This window comes from Pseudomonas sp. LW8 (genome assembly GCF_041956865.1).
GTDB classification, from domain to species: domain Bacteria; phylum Pseudomonadota; class Gammaproteobacteria; order Pseudomonadales; family Pseudomonadaceae; genus Aquipseudomonas; species Aquipseudomonas siliginis.
Window position 1 is genome coordinate 82,740 of the sequence record NZ_CP168138.1, and the last position, 22,160, is coordinate 104,899.

Here is a 22,160-nt window from a genome sequence, read left to right on the forward strand (position 1 = left end):
CAAAGGAGCAGCACCATGAGCGCATCCCTTCGCAGCGTTGACGGTCAGGACGAAAGCACCATCTTGCGTGAAATCCAGAGCGCCCTGCGCGATCTGCGGTTCGGCGCGGTGGAGATCACTGTGCACAACGCGCAAGTCGTACAGATCGAACGCAAAGAGAAATTTCGTTTGCAGCAACCCGGTAAACAACCGGGGTGAGATCAAAAGATCGCAGCCTTCGGCAGTTCGTACAGGGGCTGCGTGCAGGAGCTGGCGAAGGCGGCGATCTTTCAACGCGATCCGATTCCAGCAATACATAAGAAAAAGCCACCACCAAGAATTCCAGGAGCTTTCACCATGTCGTCGATTCGCCGTTACGCTCTGGCCGCGCTGGTCAGTGCCGTGTTTGCCGGTTCCGCCGTTGCCAAGGATTACGAGCTGCTCAACGTGTCGTATGACCCGACGAGAGAGCTGTATCAGGAATACAACGCCGAATTCATCAAGTTCTGGCAGCAGGATCATGCCGGCGACACGGTGAAAATCCAGCAGTCCCACGGTGGCTCGGGCAAGCAGGGCCGTGCGGTGATCGATGGCCTGCGTGCTGACGTGGTGACCCTGGCCCTGGCCGGTGACATCGACGAAATCGCCAAGCTCGGCAAGAGCCTGCCGGCCGACTGGCAGAAGCGTCTGCCGCAAGCGAGCACGCCGTACACCTCGACCATCGTGTTCCTGGTGCGCAAGGGCAACCCGAAAGGCATCAAGGACTGGGGCGATCTGGTCAAGAACGATGTCTCGGTGATCACACCAAACCCGAAAACCTCGGGCGGTGCGCGCTGGAACTTCCTCGCCGCGTGGGCCTATGGCCTGAAAGCCAACGGTGGTGACGAAGCCAAGGCGAAGGAATACGTACAGACCCTGTTCAAGCACGTGCCGATCCTTGACACCGGCGCCCGTGGTTCGACCATTACCTTCGTCAACAACGGTCAGGGCGATGTGTTGCTGGCCTGGGAAAACGAAGCGTTCCTGGCGCTGAAAGAAGACGGCGGCGCAGACAAGTTCGACATCGTCGTGCCGTCGCTGTCGATCCTCGCCGAACCGCCAGTGGCCGTGGTCGACAAGAATGCCGAGAAGAAGGGCAACGCGCAGATCGCCGAGGCCTACCTCAAGCATCTGTACAGCCCGGCCGGTCAGGAAATCGCCGCGAAAAACTTCTATCGTCCACGTGACAAGGATGTAGCGGCCAAGTACGCCCAGCAGTTCCCGAAACTGGAACTGGTGACCATCGACAAGGACTTCGGCGGCTGGAAATCCGCGCAGCCGAAATTCTTCAACGACGGCGGCGTGTTCGACCAGATTTATCAGGCGCAGTAATCTCGCCTTCAACCGGCCTGATGTCTGGGCACATGACATGTGGGACTGAGCTTTTGTGGTGAGGGGATAAGTCCCCTCACCACAGGGCTCACTCCCACATTGATGCGTTTTCAACCAGGGACTTTTATGTCGCGTCGTATATCCCCCGTCATACCCGGCTTCGGGCTGACGCTGGGTTACACCTTGGTGTACCTCAGCCTGATTGTGCTTATCCCGCTGGCGGCGATGTTCGTCCATGCCGCCCAGCTGACCTGGGATCAGTTCTGGACGATCATCTCCGCACCGCGGGTGCTGGCGGCGTTGAAGCTGAGCTTCGGTACCGCGCTGTGTGCGGCGATCATCAACGGCATCATCGGCACGTTGCTGGCCTGGGTGCTGGTGCGCTACACCTTCCCCGGGCGCAAGGTGATCGATGCGATGATCGATCTGCCGTTCGCCCTGCCGACCGCTGTGGCCGGTATCGCGCTGACCGCGCTGTACGCGCCGGCCGGGCTGGTCGGGCAATTTGCCGCTGACCTCGGTTTCAAGATCGCCTACACCCCACTGGGCATCACCCTCGCACTGACCTTCGTCACGCTGCCGTTCGTGGTGCGCACGGTGCAACCGGTGCTGGCCGATATTCCCCGTGAAGTCGAGGAAGCGGCGGCGTGCCTGGGTGCGAAGCCATGGCAGGTATTTCGCCACATTCTGGTTCCGGCACTGCTGCCCGCCTGGCTGACCGGTTTTGCCCTGGCGTTCGCGCGTGGCGTCGGCGAGTACGGATCGGTGATTTTCATTGCCGGCAACATGCCGATGAAAACCGAGATCCTGCCGCTGCTGATCATGGTCAAACTCGACCAATACGATTACACCGGCGCTACCGCCATCGGCGTATTGATGCTGGTGGTTTCCTTCATCCTGTTGCTGCTGATCAACTTGCTGCAGCGGCGCATCGAAACCCCATAAGGAGGCGCGAACATGTCCCAATCGTCCATTGCGGCCGCCTCTTCGGCCAACGCTGCGCGCCGTGGCAGTGCCACTTCGCGCAGAGTCCTGATCGGTCTTGGCTGGCTGATCTTTTTCCTGTTTCTGCTGCTGCCGTTGTTCATCGTCGTATCGCAAGGTCTGAAAAACGGTCTCGGCGCGTTCTTCACCGCGATTTTTGAACCGGACGCGCTTTCGGCATTGAAACTCACCGTGTTCGCGGTGCTGATTTCGGTGCCGCTGAACCTAGTGTTCGGCGTCAGCGCGGCGTGGTGCGTGAGCAAATACTCGTTCCGTGGCAAGAGCATGCTGGTGACGCTGATCGACCTGCCGTTCTCGGTGTCGCCGGTGATCGCCGGTCTGGTCTACGTGCTGATGTTCGGTGCGCAGGGCCTGTTCGGGCCGTGGCTGCAGGATCACGACATCCAGATCGTCTTCGCCCTGCCGGGCATTGTGCTGGCGACGATTTTCGTCACCGTGCCGTTCGTGGCCCGTGAACTGATTCCGCTGATGCAGGAACAAGGCACCCAGGAGGAGGAAGCCGCGCGCCTGCTCGGTGCCAATGGCTGGCAGATGTTCTGGCACGTCACCGTGCCGAACATCAAGTGGGGCCTGATTTATGGCGTGGTGCTGTGTACCGCGCGGGCCATGGGCGAGTTCGGTGCGGTGTCGGTGGTTTCCGGGCACATTCGCGGGGTGACCAACACCTTGCCGCTGCACGTCGAGATCCTCTACAACGAATACAACCACGTGGCCGCGTTCGCCGTGGCGAGCCTGTTGCTGATCCTGGCGCTCTTCATCCTGCTGCTCAAGCAGTGGAGCGAAAACCGTATCAACCGCCTGCGCGCCAGCGCCGCGGAGGAATAATTCATGTCGATCGAAGTGCGTAACGTCAGCAAGAATTTCAACGCGTTCAAGGCGCTGGACAACATCAGCCTGGATATCCACAGCGGTGAGCTGGTCGCGCTGCTTGGTCCGTCGGGCTGCGGCAAAACCACCTTGCTGCGGATTATTGCCGGTCTGGAAACCCCGGATCAGGGCAACATCGTTTTTCACGGCGAGGACGTTTCCGGCCACGACGTGCGTGATCGCAACGTCGGTTTCGTGTTCCAGCATTACGCCTTGTTCCGCCACATGACAGTGTTCGACAACGTCGCGTTCGGCCTGCGGATGAAACCGAAAAACCAGCGCCCGAGCGAAAGCCAGATCGCCACCAAGGTTCACGAACTGCTGAACATGGTGCAACTGGACTGGTTGTCGGATCGCTACCCGGAGCAGTTGTCCGGTGGCCAGCGTCAGCGCATCGCGTTGGCCCGTGCCCTGGCGGTGGAACCTAAAGTGCTGCTGCTCGACGAACCGTTCGGCGCCCTCGACGCCAAGGTGCGCAAGGAACTGCGGCGCTGGCTGGCGCGGCTGCACGAAGACATCAACCTGACTTCGGTGTTCGTGACCCACGACCAGGAAGAAGCGATGGAAGTCGCCGACCGCATTGTGGTGATGAACAAGGGTGTGATCGAGCAGATCGGCTCACCGGGCGACGTCTACGAAAACCCGGCCAGCGATTTCGTCTATCACTTCCTCGGCGATTCGAACCGCTTGCTGTTGAGCGACGACAACCACGTGCTGTTCCGCCCGCATGAAGTGTCGTTGTCCAAGCATGAGCTGGAAGATCACCATGCCGCTGAAGTGCGCGATATCCGCCCATTGGGTGCGACGACGCGGGTGACGCTGAAGGTGGAAGGGCAGACGGATTTGATCGAGGCCGAAGTGGTGAAAGACCACGACAGCCTGATCGGGTTGGCCAAGGGTGAAACCCTGTTCTTCAAGCCGAAGGTCTGGCAGAAAGTCGCCAGCCTCTAAGATCAAAAGATCGCAGCCTGCGGCAGCTCCTACAGTGGGTTTCGGTTGGTCACACATTTTGTGATCGACCAAACCCACTGTAGGAGCTGCCGCAGGCTGCGATCTTTCAAGCGGTCTAAGCCGCCGCTTTGCCGTTCGGATTAACTCGCACCACCCCCGCCCGCGCCTCGATCTGCTCTTTCAACTCCTGCCGCATCCCGACCATGAACGCCAACTCGGCCACGACAAACAACGGCCCGACAATCAGCCCCGACACATCATCGACAAACGCCGGTTTGCGCCCTTCATAGTGATGCCCGACAAACTGGATCACCCAGCCGATCACAAACATCGCCAGGCCGCTGCTCAGCCAGACCATGGTGCTCTGCTGCGCCAGTGCATGCCCGGCCCACACCGACAGCCCCATCAGTACTGTCATCAACACGCCAAGCTTCAACTCCAGACGCAGGTAAAACCACGCCGAGGCCAGCGCCACCACAACGGCTGGAGATATCCACAGCCCGCCCAGCTCCCACTGCGGCCGTGACAGCAGGACAGCCACCGCCACCACGATCAGCGGAATGCCGATAAAGTGGCTGGCAATGTTGCGGGGGTCGCGGTGGTAGGCGGCGTATTGACTGAGATGGTCGACGAGGCTTTTCATTGTTGTTCCTCCAGTGGGGTTGAATGCATCATCCCTCGGGATCCGCGTTCGCTCTGTCGGGCAGGCGACACTCCAGGAGTGGTTATGCAAATTCGTGCACAGTTACTCAGCGGCCAGTGGTTCAGTCATTTGCCTGCATCTTTTCAGGATAGCCTGCTGGCGCTGGCTCGGGAGCGGCGGCTGACGGCGGGACAACGATTGTTCCAGCGTGGCGATGCGCCGTGCGGTCTGTATGCAGTGCTCGATGGCGCCGTGCGCATCGGCGCGGTGAGCGAGCAGGGCAAGGAGGCGTTGTTGAGTCTGGTGGAGGCGCCGCACTGGTTCGGCGAAATCTGCCTGTTCGATGGCCAGCCTCGCACTCACGATGCCTATGCAGTCGGGTCGTGCACCTTGCTGAATGTTCCGCAAGCGGCGTTGCTCAAATTGCTCGACGAACAGCCGCAGTACTGGCGGCATCTGGCGCTGTTGATGAGCCACAAATTGCGCCTGGCCTTCATCAATCTCGAACAGCTGAGCCTGCTGCCAGCCCCGGCGCGTCTCGCCCATCGGCTGCTGATGATTGCCGAAGGCTACGGCGAACTCGACGCACCACGCCGGATGCTGCAACTGCCGCAGGAGCAGTTGGCGGCGATGCTGTCGCTGTCGCGGCAGACCACCAATCAGATCCTCAAGGATCTGCAGGGGCAGGGGATTATCGGGCTCGCATACGGCGAAATCGAAATTCTCGATGCGGTGAGATTGCGTGCCTTGGCCACGATCTGAAAACTGAAACCGATCCAATGTCGGAACTGGCACCTGTGGCGAGGGGATTTATCCCCGCTGGGGCGCGAAGCGGCCCTGAAAAATGGGACCGCTGCGCAGTCCAACGGGGATAAATCCCCTCGCCACAGAAACCAGTTCCAACAAAGGATCTGTGTTTATTTTACGAACCGCGATAGGTCGAGAAACCGTACGGGCTCAGCAGCAGCGGGATGTGGTAGTGCTGATCGGTCTGCTTGACCTGAAAGATCACCGGAATTTCCGGGAAGAACGTCTCGTGCTTGATCTTCTGGTAATACTCGCCGGTCTTGAACACCACGCGGTATTCACCTGCTTCAAAAGGCTGTTTGGCCGGGAACAGTTCGGCGATCCGCCCTTGTTCGTTGGTGGTGCCTTGGGCCAGTGGCTGCCAGTTTTCGCCGACGTGTTTTTCCAGGGTGACGTTGATGCCCGGTGACGGCAGGCCGTTTTCCAGGTTGAGCACGTGCACGCTCAGCGGATTGCCGGCGGCCATCGTCAGGCTGGAAACAGCACTCAGGCCGAGGGCGGCGAGAGTCATGCGCAGGGTGGTCATGGTGGATCTCCTTAGTGGGAACGGGTGATGGTCAGGCCGGCTTTGTCGGCGGCGGCGCGGGCGCAGTTTTCGTCTTGCTCACCGCCGCCGGAACCGGCCACGCCCATGGCGCCGACCAGTTCGCTGCCGGCGAACAACGGAATGCCGCCGCCGAGCAAAAGCAATTCATCGAGGGTGTTGAGGTTGGCGGTTTCCGGGTTGCTGCGGGCGCGCTCGGCGAACAGCCGCGTCGGCGTCTTGGTCGACAGCGCGGTGTAGGCCTTGCGTTGGCTGGCGGCGGTGTTGTGCGGCCCGACGCCGTCACCACGCAACGTCACCAGCAAGTTACCGCCACGGTCGAGCACCGACACCGTGCCGGTGCAACTGCTCATCGCCTTGTCCGCCAGCCAGCGTGCGGTTTTCAGGTCGAGATCGGCGTGGCGCGGCAGTTCTGGCGTGGCACTTGCAGCGCCGCTGAGGCCGAGGATCAGGCTGGCGACAAGGTATTTGACGGTCATGTGCAGGCTCCGAATGGGAAGGTCTGCACCTTAACCGGCGCACTTCGTCAGAACCCCGTCAGGCGGATTACAAGTTTGTAATGGGCAACGGCGCCGAACACGCCTAGCCTGTGTGCCTGATCAATTGAGGTGTGCCATGCGTTTGCTGGTCGTAGAAGATGAAGCCAAAACCGCCAATTTCCTCGCCAAGGGCCTGGGCGAGTCGGGTTTCGCCGTGGACGTGGCGCTCAATGGCCTCGACGGCCGCTATTTTATCGAGCAGCAGGAATACGACCTGATCATCCTCGACGTGATGCTCCCGGGTCTCAACGGCTGGCAATTGTTGCAACTGATCCGCCAGCGCGGCGCCACACCGGTGCTGTTTCTCACCGCCAAGGACGCTATCGAAGACCGCGTGCGTGGTCTTGAGCTGGGCGCCGACGATTACCTGCTCAAACCCTTCGCCTTCGCCGAGTTGCTCGCGCGCGTGCGCACGCTACTGCGACGCGGGCCGATGCGGGAAGCCGAGTCGTACAGCATCGCCGACCTGGAAATCGACGTGCTGCGCCGCCGGGTCAGTCGCGGCGGCCAGCGCATTGCCCTGACCAACAAGGAATTCGCCCTCTTGCAGCTGCTCGCCAGCCGCCAGGGCGAAGTGCTTTCGCGCACGCTGATCGCATCGCAGGTGTGGAACCTGAATTTCGACAGCGACACCAACATGGTCGAAGTCGCCGTGCGTCGTTTGCGCGCCAAGGTTGACGACCCGTACATGCCGAAACTTATCCACACCGTGCGCGGCGTCGGTTATCAACTGGAAGCGCCGGACGATGTGGAGTAAGTCGATTGCCTGGCGATTGGCGCTGGCCTTCGCCATGGTCTGCGCGCTGGCGCTGAGCGCAATCGGCGTGTTCCTCTACCGCTCGCTGGCCTCGGAATTGGCCTTTCGTGACGACATGGCCTTGCTCGGTCGCCTCGAGCAAGTGCGCGCCTTGCTCGCCGACAGCGACAGCCTCGACGCCTTGCAGGCACGGCCACGGCTGTATCAGAACATGCTCGGCAATCTCGACAGTCTGTTGCTGGTGCGCCGGGCCGACGGTTCCAGCGTGATCGCGATCAACCCGCGCCAGCGTGAACTGCCCGCGCTCAATGCATTAGCGCGAGAGCAAATGCCGCAGCGCCGTGACGTGCTCACCTGGCAGGCCAGCGACGGCGCCGAATTGGCCTTGCTGTCCGGCCAGGCCCAAGGCCCCAACGGTGAAACCCTCACGGTGATCGCCGGCAAAGTGCTCAGCGAGCGCGAGCAGATGCTCGGCAGTTATCGCCTGCGTCTGTACCTGTCCGTCGGCCTCGGCGCGGTGCTCGCATTTGCCTTGGGTCTGTTATTGCTGCGGCGTGGCTTGCAGCCCTTGCATCAGTTGAGCGAAGCGGTGCGCAGTATCGATCTGCGCAGCCTCGATCGACGCCTGCCTACCGAGGGCACGCCGAGCGAACTGCGCGAGCCGGTGCACGCGCTCAACACCATGCTGGCGCGGCTGGACGACAGCGTGCAGCGCCTGTCGCAATTCTCCGCCGACCTCGCGCACGAAATCCGCACGCCGCTGCACACCTTGCTCGCCAGCAACGGCCAGGCCCTGAACCATCCCCGCAGCACGGCCGAATATCAGGAAGTGCTGGCCTCGAACATGGAAGAGTTCGAACGGCTCAAGCGCATGGCCGAGAACCTGATGTTCCTCGCCCGCGCCGAACAGGCCGAACGTGCGCTAAATCTGCACACACTGGACTTGCACGACGTCGGCGACGAGCTCTGCGATTACTTCGAAGCCCTCGCCGATGACCGCGACCTCCAACTGCAAAACCGCATGCACGGCGAATTGCTCGCCGACCAGCAACTGCTGCAACGCGCCCTCGGCAACCTGCTGGCCAACGCCGTACGCCACGCCGACCCCGACAGCCTGATCAGTCTGCAACGCCGCGATGAACCGGGTATGTGCTGGCTGCAAGTGCACAACCACGGCCCGGTCATCGCGCCTGAGTATCTGGGCAAACTGTTCGACCGTTTCTACCGCGTCGATCCTTCACGTGCGGAACCGGGAGATTCGGGTGGGCTGGGTTTGGCGATCGTGCAGTCGATCATGCAGTTGCATGGCGGGCAGGTGCGGGTGAGGAGTGATGTGGGGGGGACGGTGTTTGAGTTAGGGTTTGCGGGGCGGTGTTAAGACGTTAGCGATGGCTGACCATCTACGCTAAGCTCAATTAATTGCATTGCTTATGATGCAGTTAATTTTTTTTAGTGGATTTGCATTGTAAACAATGCATCTGGGGCGGTGATGGAAAAAATTGGCGAGTTGATCAGAAGCTTGCGTAAGGCTGAAAAGCTGTCCCAGCAAGCTTTGGCGCAGCAATACGGCATGAGCCGCGCAACAATCTCGGGGATTGAAAACAACACAATCTCGGAAATCGGTCTGCGTAAAGTCGAAGCGATTCTTAACGGATTCGGCTACGAATTGGCCGCAATCCCCCGCGCCTCTCGACGGCCGACACTCGACACGCTGCGCAAGGTGAACTTCCATGACTGAGGCATTGGACCGCTTGCAGGTCTGCGTCGGCGGCCATGAGGTTGGAAGATTGGGGCGCGGGCACGCAGGTGTCGACAGCGTGTTCAGCTATCGGGACGATGCGATTGATGAAAATGCCGTTTCGCTGACCATGCCGACACGCCTGGAAAGTTATGGTTATGAACGCGGCATTCATCCGATATTCGAGATGAATCTTCCTGAAGGTGCGTTGCGCGATGAGTTGGTCAGGCGTTTCAGCAAAGCCGTGCGCGGCTTCGATGACTTCGCTTTACTAAGTATCGTCGGCCCGCATCAACTCGGGCGTCTTTCGATCGCGAGCGCATCGACAACTGATCGTCCACCTGAAACCTCGCTGGCTGAATTGTTGGTTCATGACGGTGCGCAAGGTTTGTTCGAGGATCTTTTGCAGACTTACGGGCAGTATTCCGGAGTTTCAGGCGTGCAGCCCAAAGTGTTGGTGCGTGACAGTGCCGCTGCAATAGACCGACTGACGCACCGAGGCTCGACTCATCTGGTCAAAGCCTTCCGTGCCGAAGAGTATCCCGAGCTGGCAACCAACGAATATTTCTGCCTGCGCGCTGCGCAACTTTGTGGCCTCGACGTGCCGCATTTCGAACTCAGCGAGCATGGCAAGTTTCTCGTCATCGAGCGTTTTGACTTGAGCGACACCGGATACCTCGGTTTCGAAGACTTTTGCGTGCTCAACGGCTGGCCGTCGAAGGCCAAATACGATGGCTCTTACGAAGGAGTCGCACGGCAGATCAAGGCGTTTGTTTCGCCCTCATTACTCAAGCACGCACTGGAAGCTTTCTTCAAGATTGTCGCTTTATCGGCGGCATTGAAAAACGGCGATGCCCACCTGAAAAACTTTGGCGTGCTCTATGAGGATTGTGGCGAGCGCGCATTGGTCAGGCTGGCTCCGGCGTACGACATCATCACCACGTCGGTGTACATCAAGAGCGATAGCATGGCACTGCTGTTGGGCGGTTCGAAGGCGTGGCCCAAGCATAAAATGCTTACCAAGTTTGGTCGTACGGCCTGCAATCTAAGTGAAGCGCGTTGCAACCAGTTACTGCAAATGGTCGCGCAGGGTGTACAGCAAGCGCTGGGCGAAATGGCGGAGTACAGCGCAAATCATCCTGCCTTCGCAGAGGTGGGCGCTGCAATGATCGAACAATGGTCGGCTGGTCTGGCGCGCAGCCTGCGCAACAGTTGAAACTCAGCGCAACTGATCCCGAAACTGCCCCGGCGTCATCCCGGTCCAGCGCTTGAACGCGCGGCTGAAGCTGCTGGTGTCAGCGAATCCCAGCAGATAGCTGACTTCACTCAAGGAACACTGCGGGTCACGCAGGTGCAGCAGCGCGAGATTTTCGCGGCTTTCGTTGAGCAGGGTGTCGAAGCGACAGCCCTCATCCGCCAGATGCCGCTGCAGGCTGCGCAGGCTCAGGTGCAAGGCTTGGGCGATGCGTTCGGCGCTCGGTTCGCCTTCGGGCAGTTGTTCTTCAATGGCATCGCGCACCTTGCGCTCCCAGGTCAGCGGTTTGAGCTGGGCGAGGGTGCGTTTGAGTACGGCTTCGTTGTGTTCGGCCAGTTCCGGGTTGGCGTCGTCGAGGTGGCTGTCGAAGTCGCTGAGGGCGAATTCCAGGCGGTCCTCGGCGGCGGAAAAATACACCGGCGCGCGGAAGACTTTGTGCCATTGCTGGGCATCGCTCGGTTCGGGGCGGCGCAAGTACACCGCCAGCGGTGCGTAGTCACGGCCGAGGCGATTGCGGCAGGTGCGCACGTAGATCGCCGTAAATGCGTCGATGGCTTCGAAGGCCGGCGCCGGGTTGCCGGGCGGAATTTTCAGGCGAAATTGATAACGGTCATTGCTACGGCTCAGCTCCAGCTCCAGCGCATCGCTGACCACCGGATGATAACGCACGATGCGTTCGAACACTTCGCGCAAGCTGCCGCTCGCCACCAGTGCATAACCAAGCGCGTGGAACGTGGTCGGGCTGACGAAACGCGACACGCGCAAGCCCAGCGCCGGGTCGCCGCTGGCTTCAACGGCGAGCGCCCACAGGCGCGTGGTACCGGATAGCGGATAGCGCGCATTGGGGTCGTCCATCAGCGTAGGGTCGAGCCCGGCCTGTTGGCACAAGGCAAGGCTGTCCAGCCCGAGCGCGTCGAGTTGTTTGCGCAAGGCGCGGGTCCAGCTGGCGAGGGAGGTCGGTTCCTTCATGCGGATTGGCGCGTCCGGTCAACAGGTTGGCGTTCTTGGCTAGCGCGGATCGAACCCCGGCAAGGCACGATGCATTCATCTTAGACCCGAGGATGGAAGCATGGACGGTACTTCTGCAAGCCCTGAACGACTGAATGCGGCGCAGCGCTCGGCACATATTCGCCAAGTGGTGTTGGCCAAGGGTGCGCAATTGCGTGAGCGCTACCCGATTCTTCAGCATCAGGATGCCCTCGGTGCGGGGATTCTGGCGTTGGCGCTGGCCGGGATGATCGGCTCGGCGGCGCTGTACGCCACTGGCCATATGGCCTGGTGGGTGTGCCTGCTGTTCAATGCTTTTTTCGCCTCGCTGACCCATGAGCTGGAACACGACCTGATCCACAGCATGTACTTTCGCAAGCAGCGCGTGCCGCACAACCTGATGATGGGCCTGGTCTGGCTGGCGCGACCGAGCACGATCAACCCGTGGATCCGTCGTCATCTGCACCTCAACCATCACAAGGTTTCCGGCACTGAAGCCGACATGGAAGAGCGCGCAATCACCAACGGCGAGCCTTGGGGTTTTGCCCGTCTGCTGATGGTTGGCGATAACCTGATGTCGGCGTTCATCCGTCTGCTGCGCGCCAAGACCTGGGCACACAAGTGGAGCATCGCCAAACGCGTGCTCAAGGTCTACGCACCGCTGGCGCTGCTGCATTGGGGAGCGTGGTACGTGTTTCTCGGCTTTCACGGGGCCAACGGCATCGCGCATTTGCTCGGCTCGCCCATCGAGTGGTCGGCCACCACGCTGTCGGTGATGCAGGTGATCGATATCGCCGCCGTGGTGATCATCGGCCCCAACGTGCTGCGCACTTTCTGCCTGCACTTCATCAGCTCGAACATGCATTACTACGGCGACGTCGAACCGGGCAATGTGCTGCAGCAATGCCAGGTGCTGAACCCGTGGTGGCTGTGGCCGTTGCAAGCGTTCTGCTTCAACTTCGGCAGCAGTCACGGGATTCATCATTTCGTGGTCAAGGAGCCGTTTTACATTCGTCAGATGACCGTGCCGGTGGCGCACAAGGTCATGCGCGAGATGGGTGTGCGGTTCAATGATTTCGGCACGTTCGGCCGGGCGAACCGGTTTGTGCGCGGAGATGAGGAAGTGGTGTCCGGGGAGGCGGTGGAGGCCTGACAGATGCCCCTCACCCTAACCCTCTTCCAGGGGAGAGGGGACTGATCCAGCTGTTTATGCTGGATACATCGACCTGAAATTTCGAGCCGACCTCAGGTTGGAAAAGCATGAAGATCTGCTCCCTTTCCCCCTCTCCCTCAGGGAGAGGGCTGGGGTGAGGGGGGCTTTTGATCTTGGTTCAATCCGGCTGAAACGGCGAAGCACTGAGGATCACCCCGGTCTCTTCTACATACCGCTGCCAATGCCCGATCAAGTCATTGAGTTTCTGCGGCTGACTCAACGCCAGATCATAAATCTCCCCTGGATCGCTCGCCAGATCATAAAGTTGCCAGGTCGCTGGCCCGACCGGCCCGGGAATCCATACCGCTTTCCACGAGCCCTGGCGAATCGCCCGGCGTCCGAACAATTCCCACCCTGTCACGGTGTGCTCGTCATGCACCTGCGCGGTCTCGCCGGACAGGAAGCCCAGCCACGACTTGCCGCGCAGTGGCGCCACCGCTTTGCCTTTCCACTGTTTACCCGGATGCCGCACGCCAGCCAGATCGAGAATGGTCGGGGTGATATCCATCACCGTGCCGAAACCATGGCTGATCTGCCCTTTCAGCGGCAATTGTGGATAGTGCAGCAGCGCCGGCACGCGGATCCCGCCCTCGGTGGTGAAAGCCTTGAACAAGCGTGACGGCGCGGTTGCCACTTGCGCCCAGTTCGGCCCGTACCAGACGTAGGAATTGGCCCGGCCGATGTTGTCGAGGCTGTTGTCGTAATGCTGGTTGAGGTAGGTCATCAGCTCCGGGCCGAATTTGGGGAACGCTTCCAGCAGCGCGCCTTCGGCACCGTTGTCGGACATGAACAGGATGAATGTGTTGTCGAGCTGGCCTTGCTGGCGCAGGTAATCGACGACCCGGCCGATGTTCCAGTCCATGCGCTCGACCATCGCCGCGTAGACCTCCATGGCTCGTGCGGAAATCTGCCTTTGTTCATCGCTCATCGCGTCCCACTGCGCGCTGAGCTGAATCAGCGGGTGCGGTTCGACGTCTGCCTCGATCAGACCCAGTGCCTTGAGTTTTTCCAGGCGTTCGAGGCGCAGCACTTGTGGGCCGGCGTCATAGCGGCCACGGTATTTCTCGACGATCTCGGCCGGTGCCTGCAGCGGCCAGTGCGGCGCGGAGAAGGGCAGGTAAGCGAAGAACGGCCGGGTCTGATCGCGTTCCTTGAGGTACTGCAGCAGCTTGTCGCCGAAGGCATCGGAGGAATAGAAATCCTTCGGCAACTCGTCAACAAACTGATCGTCCTCGATGTACAGCGCCGGGGTGGATTTCAGCAGGCCCGGCGTTTGCTCATCGTAGGTCGGCTCGAAACCATAGTGGTTGGCAGCGCCCGGCAACAGTGAAAACGAGCGCTCGAAACCGCGCGCATGGGGCGCCAGTTCAGCCTTCAGACCCAAATGCCATTTGCCGCTCATCAAGGTTTGATAGCCGGCCTCGCGCAGCAGCTCGGGCAGGGCGACGACGCGGTCATTCAGGTAGCCTTCGTAGCCAGGTTTGCCGATCAGTTCCGGGGTCAACGCTTCGGCCATGGTGCCGATGCCGGCGATGTGGTGATCGGTGCCGGTCAGCAGCATCGAGCGCGTCGGCGAGCAGGTCGGTGCGGTGTGGAAATCGGTCAGGCGCAGACCGTTCTCGGCCAGCGCATCGAGGTTCGGCGTAGCGATTTCGCCGCCGAACGCACCGATGTCGGAAAAGCCTAGGTCGTCGGCCAGAATCACTAGAAAGTTGGGACGTTGCGGCATCGCGAAACTCCTGTTCAGCAGGCAATGAACGTCAGCGGCAGATCGCGGATCTGCACCGGTGCGCTCGGTTGGTAATGGTCATCACTGGTCAGCTCGTGCAGCAGTTCTTCGCGCAGCTGATGAAAATCGTAACTGCTGCGCTGGCGCGGGTGCGGCAGGGCGATGTCGACCACTTGCTTGATCCGCCCCGGACGCGGCTCCATCACCACCACGCGATCGGCCAGAAAAATCGCTTCCTCGACATCGTGGGTCACCAGAATCGTGGTGATCTTTGCTCGTTCGCGGATTGCCAGCAGTTCGTCCTGCATTTGCTGGCGGGTCAGTGCGTCGAGGGCGCCGAAGGGTTCGTCGAGCAACAGGATTCGCGGGCTGGCGACGAGGCCGCGCGCGATCGCCACGCGTTGCGCCATGCCGCCGGAGAGTTGATGCGGATAGGCTTGGGTGAAATCACTGAGGCCGACCAGTTCGATGAAATCCTTGATGCGTTGTTGTTTCTGCGCCCCGCTCAGCGGTTCATTGACCAGGCCCAGGCCGATGTTGTCGGCGACCGTCAGCCACGGAAACAGACGATGTTCCTGAAAGACGATACCGCGCTCGCCGCCGATGCCGCTGACGGCCTTGCCATCGACACTGATCTGTCCGCGAAACTCGGTGTCGAGGCCGACCAGCAAACGCAGCAAAGTGGATTTGCCGCAGCCGCTGGAGCCGACGATGGCGACGAATTCGCCCTCGGCAATGTCCAGGTTGAATTCGCGAATCGCCTCCAGTTCGAAACCGTTGACGGCGAAGGATTTGCCTACGTGGTTGAAGCTGACAATCGGTGCGTTCATGCGTGTCTCCAGCGGGTCGCGCGAATTTCCAGGCGTTGGCCGATCAGGTTGAGCAGGGCGCCGGTGAGGCCGACCAGCAGCATGCCGGCCATGATCAGATCCATGCGCAACAGCTGCTGCGCGCCGATCATCTGGCTGCCGATGCCGCCATTGGACGGCATGAAATATTCAGCGCCGATGGTGCCGAGCCAGGCGTAGATCAGGCTCAATCGCAGCCCTGCGAAAATCCCCGGCGCAGCGCCGGGCAGCACCAGTCGACGCAGGCGCTGGCCGAGCCTCAGGCGCAGCACTTGCGCGGCTTCGTTGAGTTGCGGCGAGAGATTGGCGACGCTGCGCTGGGTGGCGACGAACAGCGGGAAGAAGGCGGCGAGAGCGACGAACACCCACTTGGCCAGTTCGCCGAGGCCGAACCACGCGGTGAGCAGCGGCACCCAGGCGAAAATCGCAATCTGCCGCAGTGCGGCGAGTGTCGGGCCGAGCAGGCGTTCGCTGAAACGCGACAGGCCGAGCAGCAAGCCCAGGGCGAAACCGAGGCCGCCACCGATCAGCAAGCCGCCCAGGGTGCGGCTCAGGCTCAGCGCCATGCCGTTGACCAGCGTGCCGTCGAGTAGTCCGTCCCACGTCGTGCTCAGCACAGCCGCAGGGCTGATCAGAATATTCGCGTCGACCCACTGCTGATCATTGGCGTGTTGCCAGAGCGCCAACAAGCCCAGCGGCAACAGCCACGGTTGCAGGCGTTGCCAGCCCTGATAGCGCGGGCCGCGTGTGATGTGCGCGGTGGCCGGGTGCGGCCAGTGCACCAGTCTGCGGTCGAGCAGGCCGATGCCGCGATCCATGGCCACACCGATCAGACCGATGACCACGATGCACACGAACACGATGTCGAGCATGAACAGCTGCCGCGCCCAGACCATCAGATAGCCGATGCCTTCACTGGAGGCCAGCAGCTCGACCGCCAGCAACGAGGTCCAGCCGGCGGCGAGTGCCAGGCGCACGCCAGCCATGAACGCCGGCAGCGCAGCGGGAAGCACCAGACGACGAATCAGCAGAAGCGGCGGCAGGCGCAGCACGGCGGCGGTTTCGCGCAGTTTCGGTTGCGCATCGCGCACGCCGACCAGCGTGTGCAAGGTCACCGGCACCACAATGGCCTTGATCAGCACCACCAGTTTCAGCAGTTCGCCGATGCCGAAAAACACCATGAACAGCGGAATCCACGCCAGCGTCGGCACCTGCGCCAATCCGGCGAATGTCGGAAAAACCAGGCGCTCCAGACGTCGACTGAAGCCCAGTGCGGCGCCAAGCACCGCGCCGGTCGAAACGCCTGCCAACAAGCCCCAGAACAACCGTTGCAGGCTGATCCACAAATGACTCCACAACTCGCCTTGGGCCAGTTCCACAGCGCTGCTCCACACCAGCGATGGCGCCGGCAGGATCTGCTCGCTCATCCACTGATTGCGCGCGGCCAGCCACCACAGGACGAACAGGCTGACGGGCAACAGCCAGGGCAACAGGCGTTGATTCAGGCTCGGCCAGGTGCGACGGCTTTTCAGCGGCGGCGCGGCCAGCGGCAGACTGAGCAGGGATTGACGGGCCATGGGTGACCTCCGTTGTCGGGTTGCATGGCGAACCGCTTTTCATGTGGGAGCGAGCCTGCTCGCGAATGGCTGTTTCAGGCAGCACTGATGTCGGCTGGTATGGCCTATTCGCGAGCAGGCTCGCTCCCACACTGGGTTTCGTCATATATGAAACTGATCTAACAAAGTTGCGTTCGATGCTATCGGGAGATAAGCGAATCCATTTAAGGCTTGCCTGCTTACGCGCATCCAATGCATTCGAAGAATATTTTCGATGCTGTTAATGCATATCGCGCTGCAAACCGCACACGCCCTCGCTTAGCTCATATGGATATAAAAATGTGCATTTATAGTATTTAAGTGAAGGTGTGCATCCGGCCTACTTTCGGCTCCTCAGCGATCAAGGAGCCGCACCCATGAACCTTCCCTTCAAACGAATCATCAGCCTGCTGGCCGCCCCGGCGCTTGCAGGCTTTCTTGCGCTTGGCGCCCAAGCCGAAGAACTCAAGGAAATCCGCATCGCGGTGCCCGACCTCAGCGCCGGCACTCAACACAGCGGCGGCGGCATCGTCGATGTGCTGCGCGATCAGCAGATCTTCGAAAAGGCCTTCGCCGAGCAGGGCATCAAGATCCAGTGGAGTTTCTTCAAGGGCGCCGGGCCGGTGATCAATGAGGCGTTTGCCAATGGGCAGGTCGATCTGGCCTATCTCGGTGATCTGGCCGCCATCATCGGCAAGTCCAACGGTCTGGACACGCGCCTGCTCAGCGCGACGGCGCGTGGGGTCAAGCAATACCTCGGCGTGGTGCCCGGCTCGGGGATCAAGACCTTGCAGGATCTCAAGGGCAAACGCGTGGCGATCTTTCGCGGGACGGCGACGCAGCTGTCGTTCGATGCGGCGCTGGCCAGTCAGGGCCTGAGCGAGAAGGATCTGAAGGTCATCAATCTGGATTTCAACGCGGCGGTTTCGGCACTCGCGGCCAAGCAGATCGATGCCTCGTGGGGCAGCTCCGCGCTGAGTGCCTTGCAAGCCAAAGGCCTGGCGGAATTGCCGCTCAACACCAAGGACCTTGGCGGCGCTGGCAGCGTGCAGGCGGTGCTGCTGGGTAATGGCAAGTTTGTCGACGCCCATCCTGAGGTCATTGCGAAACTGCTCAAGGCGCAGCAGCAAGCGGTCGAGTGGCTGACGCAGGACAGCAACAAGGACGCTTATGTGCAGCTGGTATCAGGGCTGGCTAGTTATCCGCCGGTGATTCTTGCTCAGGATCTGAAGGATCAGAATCTCAGCGAGATTTTCCCGTCGACACTGGATCCGGTGTTCTTGAGCGGCCTGCAAGACAAGGTCGACCTGGCGGCGCAGCAGAAGCTGATCCGCAAGCCGTTCAAGATCAGCGATTGGGTGGCGCCTGAACTCTCAGCCGCCAAGCTTTAGATCTCCAGCGTCTTCGCTGCCCTCTTCGCGAGCAGGCTCGCTCCCACATTGGATGTGTACACAGGTCCTGTGTGGGAGCGAGCCTGCTCGCGAAAGGGTTTCAGACAGCGACGCTGACGTCCTGCCGATCCAACGCGATCAACGTCTCGATCATTGCCCTCGCTGCTGGTGATAGTCGAAACCCGGTGCGGCTGACGATGCCGCAGCGCGCGTTCATCGTTTCGAGGTTCTGCGGCAGGTTGCGCCAGTGCAGCAGCACCAGCGAGCCCTTGGCGACATCCTCGGCAAACGCCTCCTCGGTACCGACACCTATCGCATTGGATTGCAGCACCACTTTGACCAGTGCCGGAAAGTGCTCGGTCTCGATGGTCGGCGAGAAATCGATGCGCCCGCTCAGGTTCGCCAGCAGCTTGCGAATGCCCGGCGGGATCAGTGTGGCGGCCAGCGGGTAGTCGAACATGTCGTTGGTCGACAGGCTTTCCTTGGCCAGCAACGGATGCCCCGGTCGGCAGAAAAACACGCCGCGCTTGGGCGTCAGCGGTTGCGTCTGGAAATTCGGGTCGGACTCGAAATGGCGGATGTCGGCGATGAAGAATTCGATCTCTTCGCGGCTCAGCGCACGGCTGAGTTTTTCCCAGTTATCCACTTGAAAACAGGTGCGCACTTTCGGGTGCGCATTGATGAACTGCGCCACCGCATCCGGCACCAGTTTCACTGCCGGCGCCGGGCCGCAGCCGAAGTGCACTTCGCCAGCGTCGAGCTTGGTCATCTGCGTCACTTCGGCGCTGAGCAAAGCTGCGCCCTGCACCAGGCTCAGGGCGTGTTGCAGCACCACCTGGCCTTCGGGCGTAGGGCGCAGATCCTTGTTGCCGCGATCGACCAGCACGCAACCGAATTCCTGCTCCAGCCCCTGAATGCTGCGGCTGAACGCCGGTTGAGTGATGCCCATGGCGTCTGCCGCACGGACAAAACTGCGGTGTTCGTTAAGGGCGATGAAGTAGCGCAACTGGCGAAGATCCATATGCTTTTCCGGCATCCTAAAAATAGCTCGAAGGCATTTGCGACGAGGGTTGCTTGAGGTTTTAAATGCAAGCTCTTATTCCGTCAACGAAGCATGCGATTATCTATTAGATGTAAATGGAATATAGATAGAGCGTTGTTTCGCTGCCGTCAAAACCGCAAGCCGTCGATGAGGGTCTTCCCATGAGCAATGCCGCACTCGCTGTAAAACCCGTTTCTCACGCGCTGGAAATTCACCCGGTGGCCGGTCGTATCGGTGCCGAAATCCGCGGCGTTCACCTGTCCGGTGAGCTGGACGCCGCCACTGTCGAAGCCATCCAGCAAGCCTTGGTCGAATACAAAGTGCTGTTCTTCCGCGAGCAGACGCAACTCGACGATCAGCGTCAGGAAGCCTTTGCCCACCTGCTTGGCGAACCGGTGGCGCACCCGACCGTGCCGGTGCGTGAAGGCACTCGCTACCTTCTGGAGCTGGACGGCGCCGAGGGCCAGCGCGCCAATTCCTGGCACACCGACGTGACCTTCGTTGATGCCTATCCGAAAGCATCGATCCTGCGCTCGGTGGTTGCGCCGGCATTCGGCGGTGATACGCTGTGGGCCAACACCGCGACCGCTTACAGCGGTTTGCCGAGCGAGCTGCGTGAGCTGGCCGACAAACTGACCGCTGTGCACAGCAACGAGTACGACTACGCCGGGGCGAAGCCGGACGTCTCGGCAGAGAAGCTGGAGCGCTATCGCAAAGTCTTCACCTCGACCGTCTACGAAACCGAGCACCCGGTGGTGCGCGTGCACCCGATCAGCGGCGAGAAGAGCTTGCTGCTGGGGCATTTCGTCAAACGCATCAAAGGTTATTCACAGGCCGATTCGGCACACCTGTTCGGCTTGCTGCAGAGCCATGTGATCCGCCAGGAAAACACCGTGCGCTGGCGCTGGCAGGCTGGAGATGTGGCGATCTGGGACAACCGCTCGACGCAGCATTACGCGATTGATGATTACGGCACCCAGGATCGCGTGGTGCGCCGGGTGACGCTCAAGGGCGAGGTGCCGGTGGGGGTGAATGGGCAGCGCAGCCAGACCATCAAAGGTCGTGATTGAAGATCAAGAGCCCCTCACCCCAGCCCTCTCCCAGAGGGAGAGGGAGCCGACCGAGTTATCTCGCGTTATGCATCGACCTGAAAGACCTTATCGATTATGGATTCGGTGAAGCTGGATCAGGTCGGTGCACCTCTGAAATATCCCCCATTCAGTCCCCTCTCCCTCCGGGAGAGGGTTAGGGTGAGGGGCTCTTCCCGCTACCAAACACCAATCTGAACAACCTTCTCGGTTTCCGGTTCGCCATAACGAAACCGCTGCCCGCGCAAATCGATCTCCGGATGGCTGATCGTCGTCCGCCGCTTCAGCCCGCGCATCCACTCAAACAGATACCCCGCATGCTCCTCGCGCACCGCCGCGTACGTCGGATCCTCACCCAGATCGCGCAGTTCCTGCGGATCATTCAACAGATCAAACAGCTGCGGTCGAAAGCCGTCGTACGCCAGGTATTTCCAGCGCTCGCTGCGCACCATGGTCATGCGGCAACGGTCGATCGGTTGGCCGAGGCGTTCCCGCGCCGGGGCCTGAAAGGCGTAGTCGTACTCGCTGATTGCATAACGGCGCCAATCGGGATTCTCTCCGTGCAGCAGAGGGATCAGTGAGCGCCCTTCGAGTCGGTGTTCCGCACCCGGTAATCCTAGCGCCTGAAGAAACGTCGGCAACGCATCAATGGTTTCCGCCAGCCGCTCATCGACAGTGCCGCGAGTGACATCCGCCGCCGCCCGAGGGTCGCGCACGATCAACGGCACACCCACCGCCTGCTCCAGCAAAAACTCCTTCTCGCCGAGCCAGTGATCACCAAGGAAATCGCCGTGATCGCTGGTGAACACGATCAACGTGTCATCCCAGCGCCCGTTGCTCTGCAGAAAGTCGAACAGCCGCCCCAGCTGATCATCCACTTGCTTGATCAGGCCCATGTAGGTGGGGATTACATTCAATCGTACTGAGTCACGGGAGAAGTTGAGGCATTCCTCATGCAGGCGAAAGGCAGTGTATACGGGGTGATCGCTGGCTTCGGAGGGCGCCGCGCGGACCGGTTCGAGAATCGATTTCGTACTGTACAGAGCGTGGTATGGCGCCGGTACGATGTAGGGCCAGTGCGGTTTGATGTACGAGAGATGCAAACACCAGGATTTCTCGCCTTGCTCAGCGATAAAGTCGATGGCGCGATTTGTAGTGTAGACAGTCTCAGAGTGTTGCTCGGGAATTCGTGCTGGCAAATTCGCATGACGCATTTTCCAGCCGCTGAGGATTTCACCGTTCTCGCCTTCGGCGGCATTCGCCCAGTCGTGCCAGGGATTCTTGCCATCGAAGCCCTGCGCGCGCAGGTATTGGGTATAGGGCGCGGATTCGCGCTTGTCGTCGAATGACGGATCGTCGGGGTAGATGCCGTCGTGGCGCAGGTACGGTTCGAAGCCGACCTCATTGAGCAACTCGGCTTGCGCGCTTTGCGGGTTGATCGCCAGCCGCTGCAAGGCGTCGACATTGGCCGTCGCATGGGTCTTGCCGACCAGCGCGGTGCGGATGCCGTGAGGTCGCAGGTAATCGCCGATCGTCAATTCATCCAGCGGCAACGGCACCGAGTTCCAGGCCACTTGATGACTGCTGACATAGCGCCCGGTGTAGGCCGACATCCGCGACGGGCCGCAGATCGTACCTTGGGTGTAGGCACGGCTGAAACGCACCCCTTGAGCTGCGAGGCGATCGATATTCGGTGTATGCAGATGCGGGTGTCCGTAGCAGGACAGGTAATCGCGGCGCAGTTGATCGCACATGATGTACAGCACGTTGCGCACGGGGTTGGATGGGGTGGGCATGGAGTTCACCGGTCA

The 22,160-nt window shown here is 60.7% G+C and carries 22 protein-coding genes; 13 read left to right on the top strand and 9 right to left on the bottom strand.

Features of this window, described 5'->3' with window-relative positions:
* Positions 1-15 precede the first annotated feature (15 nt).
* The 5 genes from oscA (at position 16) to AB9L16_RS00600 (ending at position 4,173) form a co-directional block, all read left to right on the top strand.
* Complete coding sequence (gene oscA / locus AB9L16_RS00580) at positions 16-198, top strand: sulfur starvation response protein OscA (protein WP_007917682.1); 183 nt, start codon at positions 16-18, stop codon at positions 196-198.
* A gap of 138 nt (positions 199-336) precedes the next feature.
* Positions 337-1,350, top strand: a complete 1,014-nt coding sequence (locus AB9L16_RS00585) for a sulfate ABC transporter substrate-binding protein (RefSeq protein ID WP_252882976.1) — start codon at positions 337-339, stop codon at positions 1,348-1,350.
* Between the two features lie 126 nt (positions 1,351-1,476).
* A complete protein-coding gene (gene cysT / locus AB9L16_RS00590; protein WP_016772245.1) occupies positions 1,477-2,295 on the top strand; it encodes a sulfate ABC transporter permease subunit CysT in 819 nt (272 codons plus the stop codon).
* A gap of 12 nt (positions 2,296-2,307) precedes the next feature.
* Positions 2,308-3,180 (top strand): sulfate ABC transporter permease subunit CysW, encoded by an 873-nt coding sequence (gene cysW / locus AB9L16_RS00595; protein ID WP_041477435.1) that lies wholly within the window; start codon positions 2,308-2,310, stop codon positions 3,178-3,180.
* A gap of 3 nt (positions 3,181-3,183) precedes the next feature.
* Positions 3,184-4,173: a sulfate/molybdate ABC transporter ATP-binding protein gene (locus AB9L16_RS00600; protein ID WP_003220514.1), complete on the top strand. Its 990-nt coding sequence runs from the start codon at positions 3,184-3,186 to the stop codon at positions 4,171-4,173.
* Positions 4,174-4,288: 115 nt separating this feature from the next.
* Here AB9L16_RS00600 and AB9L16_RS00605 read toward each other — a convergent pair whose 3' ends face one another.
* Positions 4,289-4,816, bottom strand: a complete 528-nt coding sequence (locus AB9L16_RS00605) for a DUF962 domain-containing protein (protein ID WP_375122967.1) — start codon at positions 4,814-4,816, stop codon at positions 4,289-4,291.
* Positions 4,817-4,900: 84 nt separating this feature from the next.
* Between AB9L16_RS00605 and AB9L16_RS00610 the strand changes: the two genes are divergently transcribed.
* On the top strand, positions 4,901-5,578 hold the full coding sequence (locus AB9L16_RS00610; protein ID WP_236168252.1) for a Crp/Fnr family transcriptional regulator: 678 nt from the start codon (positions 4,901-4,903) through the stop codon (positions 5,576-5,578).
* 160 nt (positions 5,579-5,738) lie between these two features.
* On the opposite strand, the gene uraH is transcribed toward AB9L16_RS00610, so the two are convergent.
* A complete protein-coding gene (gene uraH / locus AB9L16_RS00615) occupies positions 5,739-6,149 on the bottom strand; it encodes a hydroxyisourate hydrolase (RefSeq protein ID WP_056786996.1) in 411 nt (136 codons plus the stop codon).
* An 11-nt stretch (positions 6,150-6,160) separates the two neighbouring features.
* Positions 6,161-6,646, bottom strand: a complete 486-nt coding sequence (locus AB9L16_RS00620; RefSeq protein ID WP_041477439.1) for a heme-binding protein — start codon at positions 6,644-6,646, stop codon at positions 6,161-6,163.
* Positions 6,647-6,782: 136 nt separating this feature from the next.
* On the opposite strand from AB9L16_RS00620, the gene AB9L16_RS00625 reads away from it, so the two are divergent.
* From AB9L16_RS00625 to AB9L16_RS00640, 4 genes are all read left to right on the top strand, one after another.
* A complete protein-coding gene (locus AB9L16_RS00625) occupies positions 6,783-7,463 on the top strand; it encodes a heavy metal response regulator transcription factor (RefSeq protein ID WP_041477440.1) in 681 nt (226 codons plus the stop codon).
* The gene (locus AB9L16_RS00630) at positions 7,453-8,841 is read left to right on the top strand and encodes a heavy metal sensor histidine kinase (protein WP_375122968.1); all 1,389 of its coding nucleotides are present in this window, start codon (positions 7,453-7,455) and stop codon (positions 8,839-8,841) included. The genes AB9L16_RS00625 and AB9L16_RS00630 overlap by 11 nt, the downstream gene beginning before the upstream one ends.
* A gap of 111 nt (positions 8,842-8,952) precedes the next feature.
* Positions 8,953-9,201 (top strand): helix-turn-helix domain-containing protein, encoded by a 249-nt coding sequence (locus tag AB9L16_RS00635; RefSeq protein ID WP_016772238.1) that lies wholly within the window; start codon positions 8,953-8,955, stop codon positions 9,199-9,201.
* Entirely contained in the window at positions 9,194-10,417 is a 1,224-nt protein-coding gene (locus AB9L16_RS00640; RefSeq protein ID WP_056787004.1) for a type II toxin-antitoxin system HipA family toxin, read from the top strand. The genes AB9L16_RS00635 and AB9L16_RS00640 overlap by 8 nt, the downstream gene beginning before the upstream one ends.
* Positions 10,418-10,420: 3 nt before the next feature.
* Here AB9L16_RS00640 and AB9L16_RS00645 read toward each other — a convergent pair whose 3' ends face one another.
* A complete protein-coding gene (locus tag AB9L16_RS00645) occupies positions 10,421-11,425 on the bottom strand; it encodes an AraC family transcriptional regulator (protein ID WP_252868593.1) in 1,005 nt (334 codons plus the stop codon).
* Between the two features lie 100 nt (positions 11,426-11,525).
* On the opposite strand from AB9L16_RS00645, the gene AB9L16_RS00650 reads away from it, so the two are divergent.
* Positions 11,526-12,596 (top strand): fatty acid desaturase, encoded by a 1,071-nt coding sequence (locus AB9L16_RS00650; RefSeq protein ID WP_375122969.1) that lies wholly within the window; start codon positions 11,526-11,528, stop codon positions 12,594-12,596.
* 178 nt (positions 12,597-12,774) lie between these two features.
* Here the strand turns inward: AB9L16_RS00650 and AB9L16_RS00655 are convergent, their stop codons facing one another.
* The 3 genes from AB9L16_RS00655 to AB9L16_RS00665 are packed head-to-tail and all read right to left on the bottom strand — an operon-like array spanning position 12,775 to position 16,810.
* Positions 12,775-14,385 (bottom strand): arylsulfatase, encoded by a 1,611-nt coding sequence (locus tag AB9L16_RS00655; protein ID WP_353188854.1) that lies wholly within the window; start codon positions 14,383-14,385, stop codon positions 12,775-12,777.
* A 14-nt stretch (positions 14,386-14,399) separates the two neighbouring features.
* The gene (locus AB9L16_RS00660) at positions 14,400-15,215 is read right to left on the bottom strand and encodes an ABC transporter ATP-binding protein (protein ID WP_310219429.1); all 816 of its coding nucleotides are present in this window, start codon (positions 15,213-15,215) and stop codon (positions 14,400-14,402) included.
* A complete protein-coding gene (locus AB9L16_RS00665) occupies positions 15,212-16,810 on the bottom strand; it encodes an ABC transporter permease (RefSeq protein ID WP_375122970.1) in 1,599 nt (532 codons plus the stop codon). The genes AB9L16_RS00660 and AB9L16_RS00665 overlap by 4 nt, the downstream gene beginning before the upstream one ends.
* 395 nt (positions 16,811-17,205) lie before the next feature.
* Here AB9L16_RS00665 and AB9L16_RS00670 point away from each other — a divergent pair, with 395 nt between their 5' ends.
* Positions 17,206-18,219: an ABC transporter substrate-binding protein gene (locus AB9L16_RS00670; RefSeq protein WP_252868598.1), complete on the top strand. Its 1,014-nt coding sequence runs from the start codon at positions 17,206-17,208 to the stop codon at positions 18,217-18,219.
* 100 nt (positions 18,220-18,319) lie between these two features.
* Here the strand turns inward: AB9L16_RS00670 and AB9L16_RS00675 are convergent, their stop codons facing one another.
* The gene (locus AB9L16_RS00675) at positions 18,320-19,240 is read right to left on the bottom strand and encodes a LysR family transcriptional regulator (RefSeq protein ID WP_095181123.1); all 921 of its coding nucleotides are present in this window, start codon (positions 19,238-19,240) and stop codon (positions 18,320-18,322) included.
* A 182-nt stretch (positions 19,241-19,422) separates the two neighbouring features.
* On the opposite strand from AB9L16_RS00675, the gene AB9L16_RS00680 reads away from it, so the two are divergent.
* Complete coding sequence (locus AB9L16_RS00680; protein ID WP_056787022.1) at positions 19,423-20,331, top strand: TauD/TfdA family dioxygenase; 909 nt, start codon at positions 19,423-19,425, stop codon at positions 20,329-20,331.
* Between the two features lie 197 nt (positions 20,332-20,528).
* Here the strand turns inward: AB9L16_RS00680 and AB9L16_RS00685 are convergent, their stop codons facing one another.
* On the bottom strand, positions 20,529-22,145 hold the full coding sequence (locus tag AB9L16_RS00685) for an alkaline phosphatase family protein (protein ID WP_375122971.1): 1,617 nt from the start codon (positions 22,143-22,145) through the stop codon (positions 20,529-20,531).
* Positions 22,146-22,160 lie beyond the last annotated feature (15 nt).

Coding starts and splice junctions, on each gene's coding strand:
- uraH (WP_056786996.1), bottom strand. CDS start 6,149: ATGACCACCCTGCGCATGACTCTCGCCGCCCTCGGCCTGAGTGCTGTT.
- AB9L16_RS00610 (WP_236168252.1), top strand. CDS start 4,901: ATGCAAATTCGTGCACAGTTACTCAGCGGCCAGTGGTTCAGTCATTTG.
- AB9L16_RS00635 (WP_016772238.1), top strand. CDS start 8,953: ATGGAAAAAATTGGCGAGTTGATCAGAAGCTTGCGTAAGGCTGAAAAG.
- cysT (WP_016772245.1), top strand. CDS start 1,477: ATGTCGCGTCGTATATCCCCCGTCATACCCGGCTTCGGGCTGACGCTG.
- AB9L16_RS00655 (WP_353188854.1), bottom strand. CDS start 14,385: ATGCCGCAACGTCCCAACTTTCTAGTGATTCTGGCCGACGACCTAGGC.
- AB9L16_RS00675 (WP_095181123.1), bottom strand. CDS start 19,240: ATGGATCTTCGCCAGTTGCGCTACTTCATCGCCCTTAACGAACACCGC.
- AB9L16_RS00625 (WP_041477440.1), top strand. CDS start 6,783: ATGCGTTTGCTGGTCGTAGAAGATGAAGCCAAAACCGCCAATTTCCTC.
- AB9L16_RS00585 (WP_252882976.1), top strand. CDS start 337: ATGTCGTCGATTCGCCGTTACGCTCTGGCCGCGCTGGTCAGTGCCGTG.
- AB9L16_RS00685 (WP_375122971.1), bottom strand. CDS start 22,145: ATGCCCACCCCATCCAACCCCGTGCGCAACGTGCTGTACATCATGTGC.
- AB9L16_RS00645 (WP_252868593.1), bottom strand. CDS start 11,425: ATGAAGGAACCGACCTCCCTCGCCAGCTGGACCCGCGCCTTGCGCAAA.
- AB9L16_RS00650 (WP_375122969.1), top strand. CDS start 11,526: ATGGACGGTACTTCTGCAAGCCCTGAACGACTGAATGCGGCGCAGCGC.
- cysW (WP_041477435.1), top strand. CDS start 2,308: ATGTCCCAATCGTCCATTGCGGCCGCCTCTTCGGCCAACGCTGCGCGC.
- oscA (WP_007917682.1), top strand. CDS start 16: ATGAGCGCATCCCTTCGCAGCGTTGACGGTCAGGACGAAAGCACCATC.
- AB9L16_RS00600 (WP_003220514.1), top strand. CDS start 3,184: ATGTCGATCGAAGTGCGTAACGTCAGCAAGAATTTCAACGCGTTCAAG.
- AB9L16_RS00660 (WP_310219429.1), bottom strand. CDS start 15,215: ATGAACGCACCGATTGTCAGCTTCAACCACGTAGGCAAATCCTTCGCC.
- AB9L16_RS00640 (WP_056787004.1), top strand. CDS start 9,194: ATGACTGAGGCATTGGACCGCTTGCAGGTCTGCGTCGGCGGCCATGAG.
- AB9L16_RS00605 (WP_375122967.1), bottom strand. CDS start 4,816: ATGAAAAGCCTCGTCGACCATCTCAGTCAATACGCCGCCTACCACCGC.
- AB9L16_RS00630 (WP_375122968.1), top strand. CDS start 7,453: ATGTGGAGTAAGTCGATTGCCTGGCGATTGGCGCTGGCCTTCGCCATG.
- AB9L16_RS00680 (WP_056787022.1), top strand. CDS start 19,423: ATGAGCAATGCCGCACTCGCTGTAAAACCCGTTTCTCACGCGCTGGAA.
- AB9L16_RS00620 (WP_041477439.1), bottom strand. CDS start 6,646: ATGACCGTCAAATACCTTGTCGCCAGCCTGATCCTCGGCCTCAGCGGC.
- AB9L16_RS00665 (WP_375122970.1), bottom strand. CDS start 16,810: ATGGCCCGTCAATCCCTGCTCAGTCTGCCGCTGGCCGCGCCGCCGCTG.
- AB9L16_RS00670 (WP_252868598.1), top strand. CDS start 17,206: ATGAACCTTCCCTTCAAACGAATCATCAGCCTGCTGGCCGCCCCGGCG.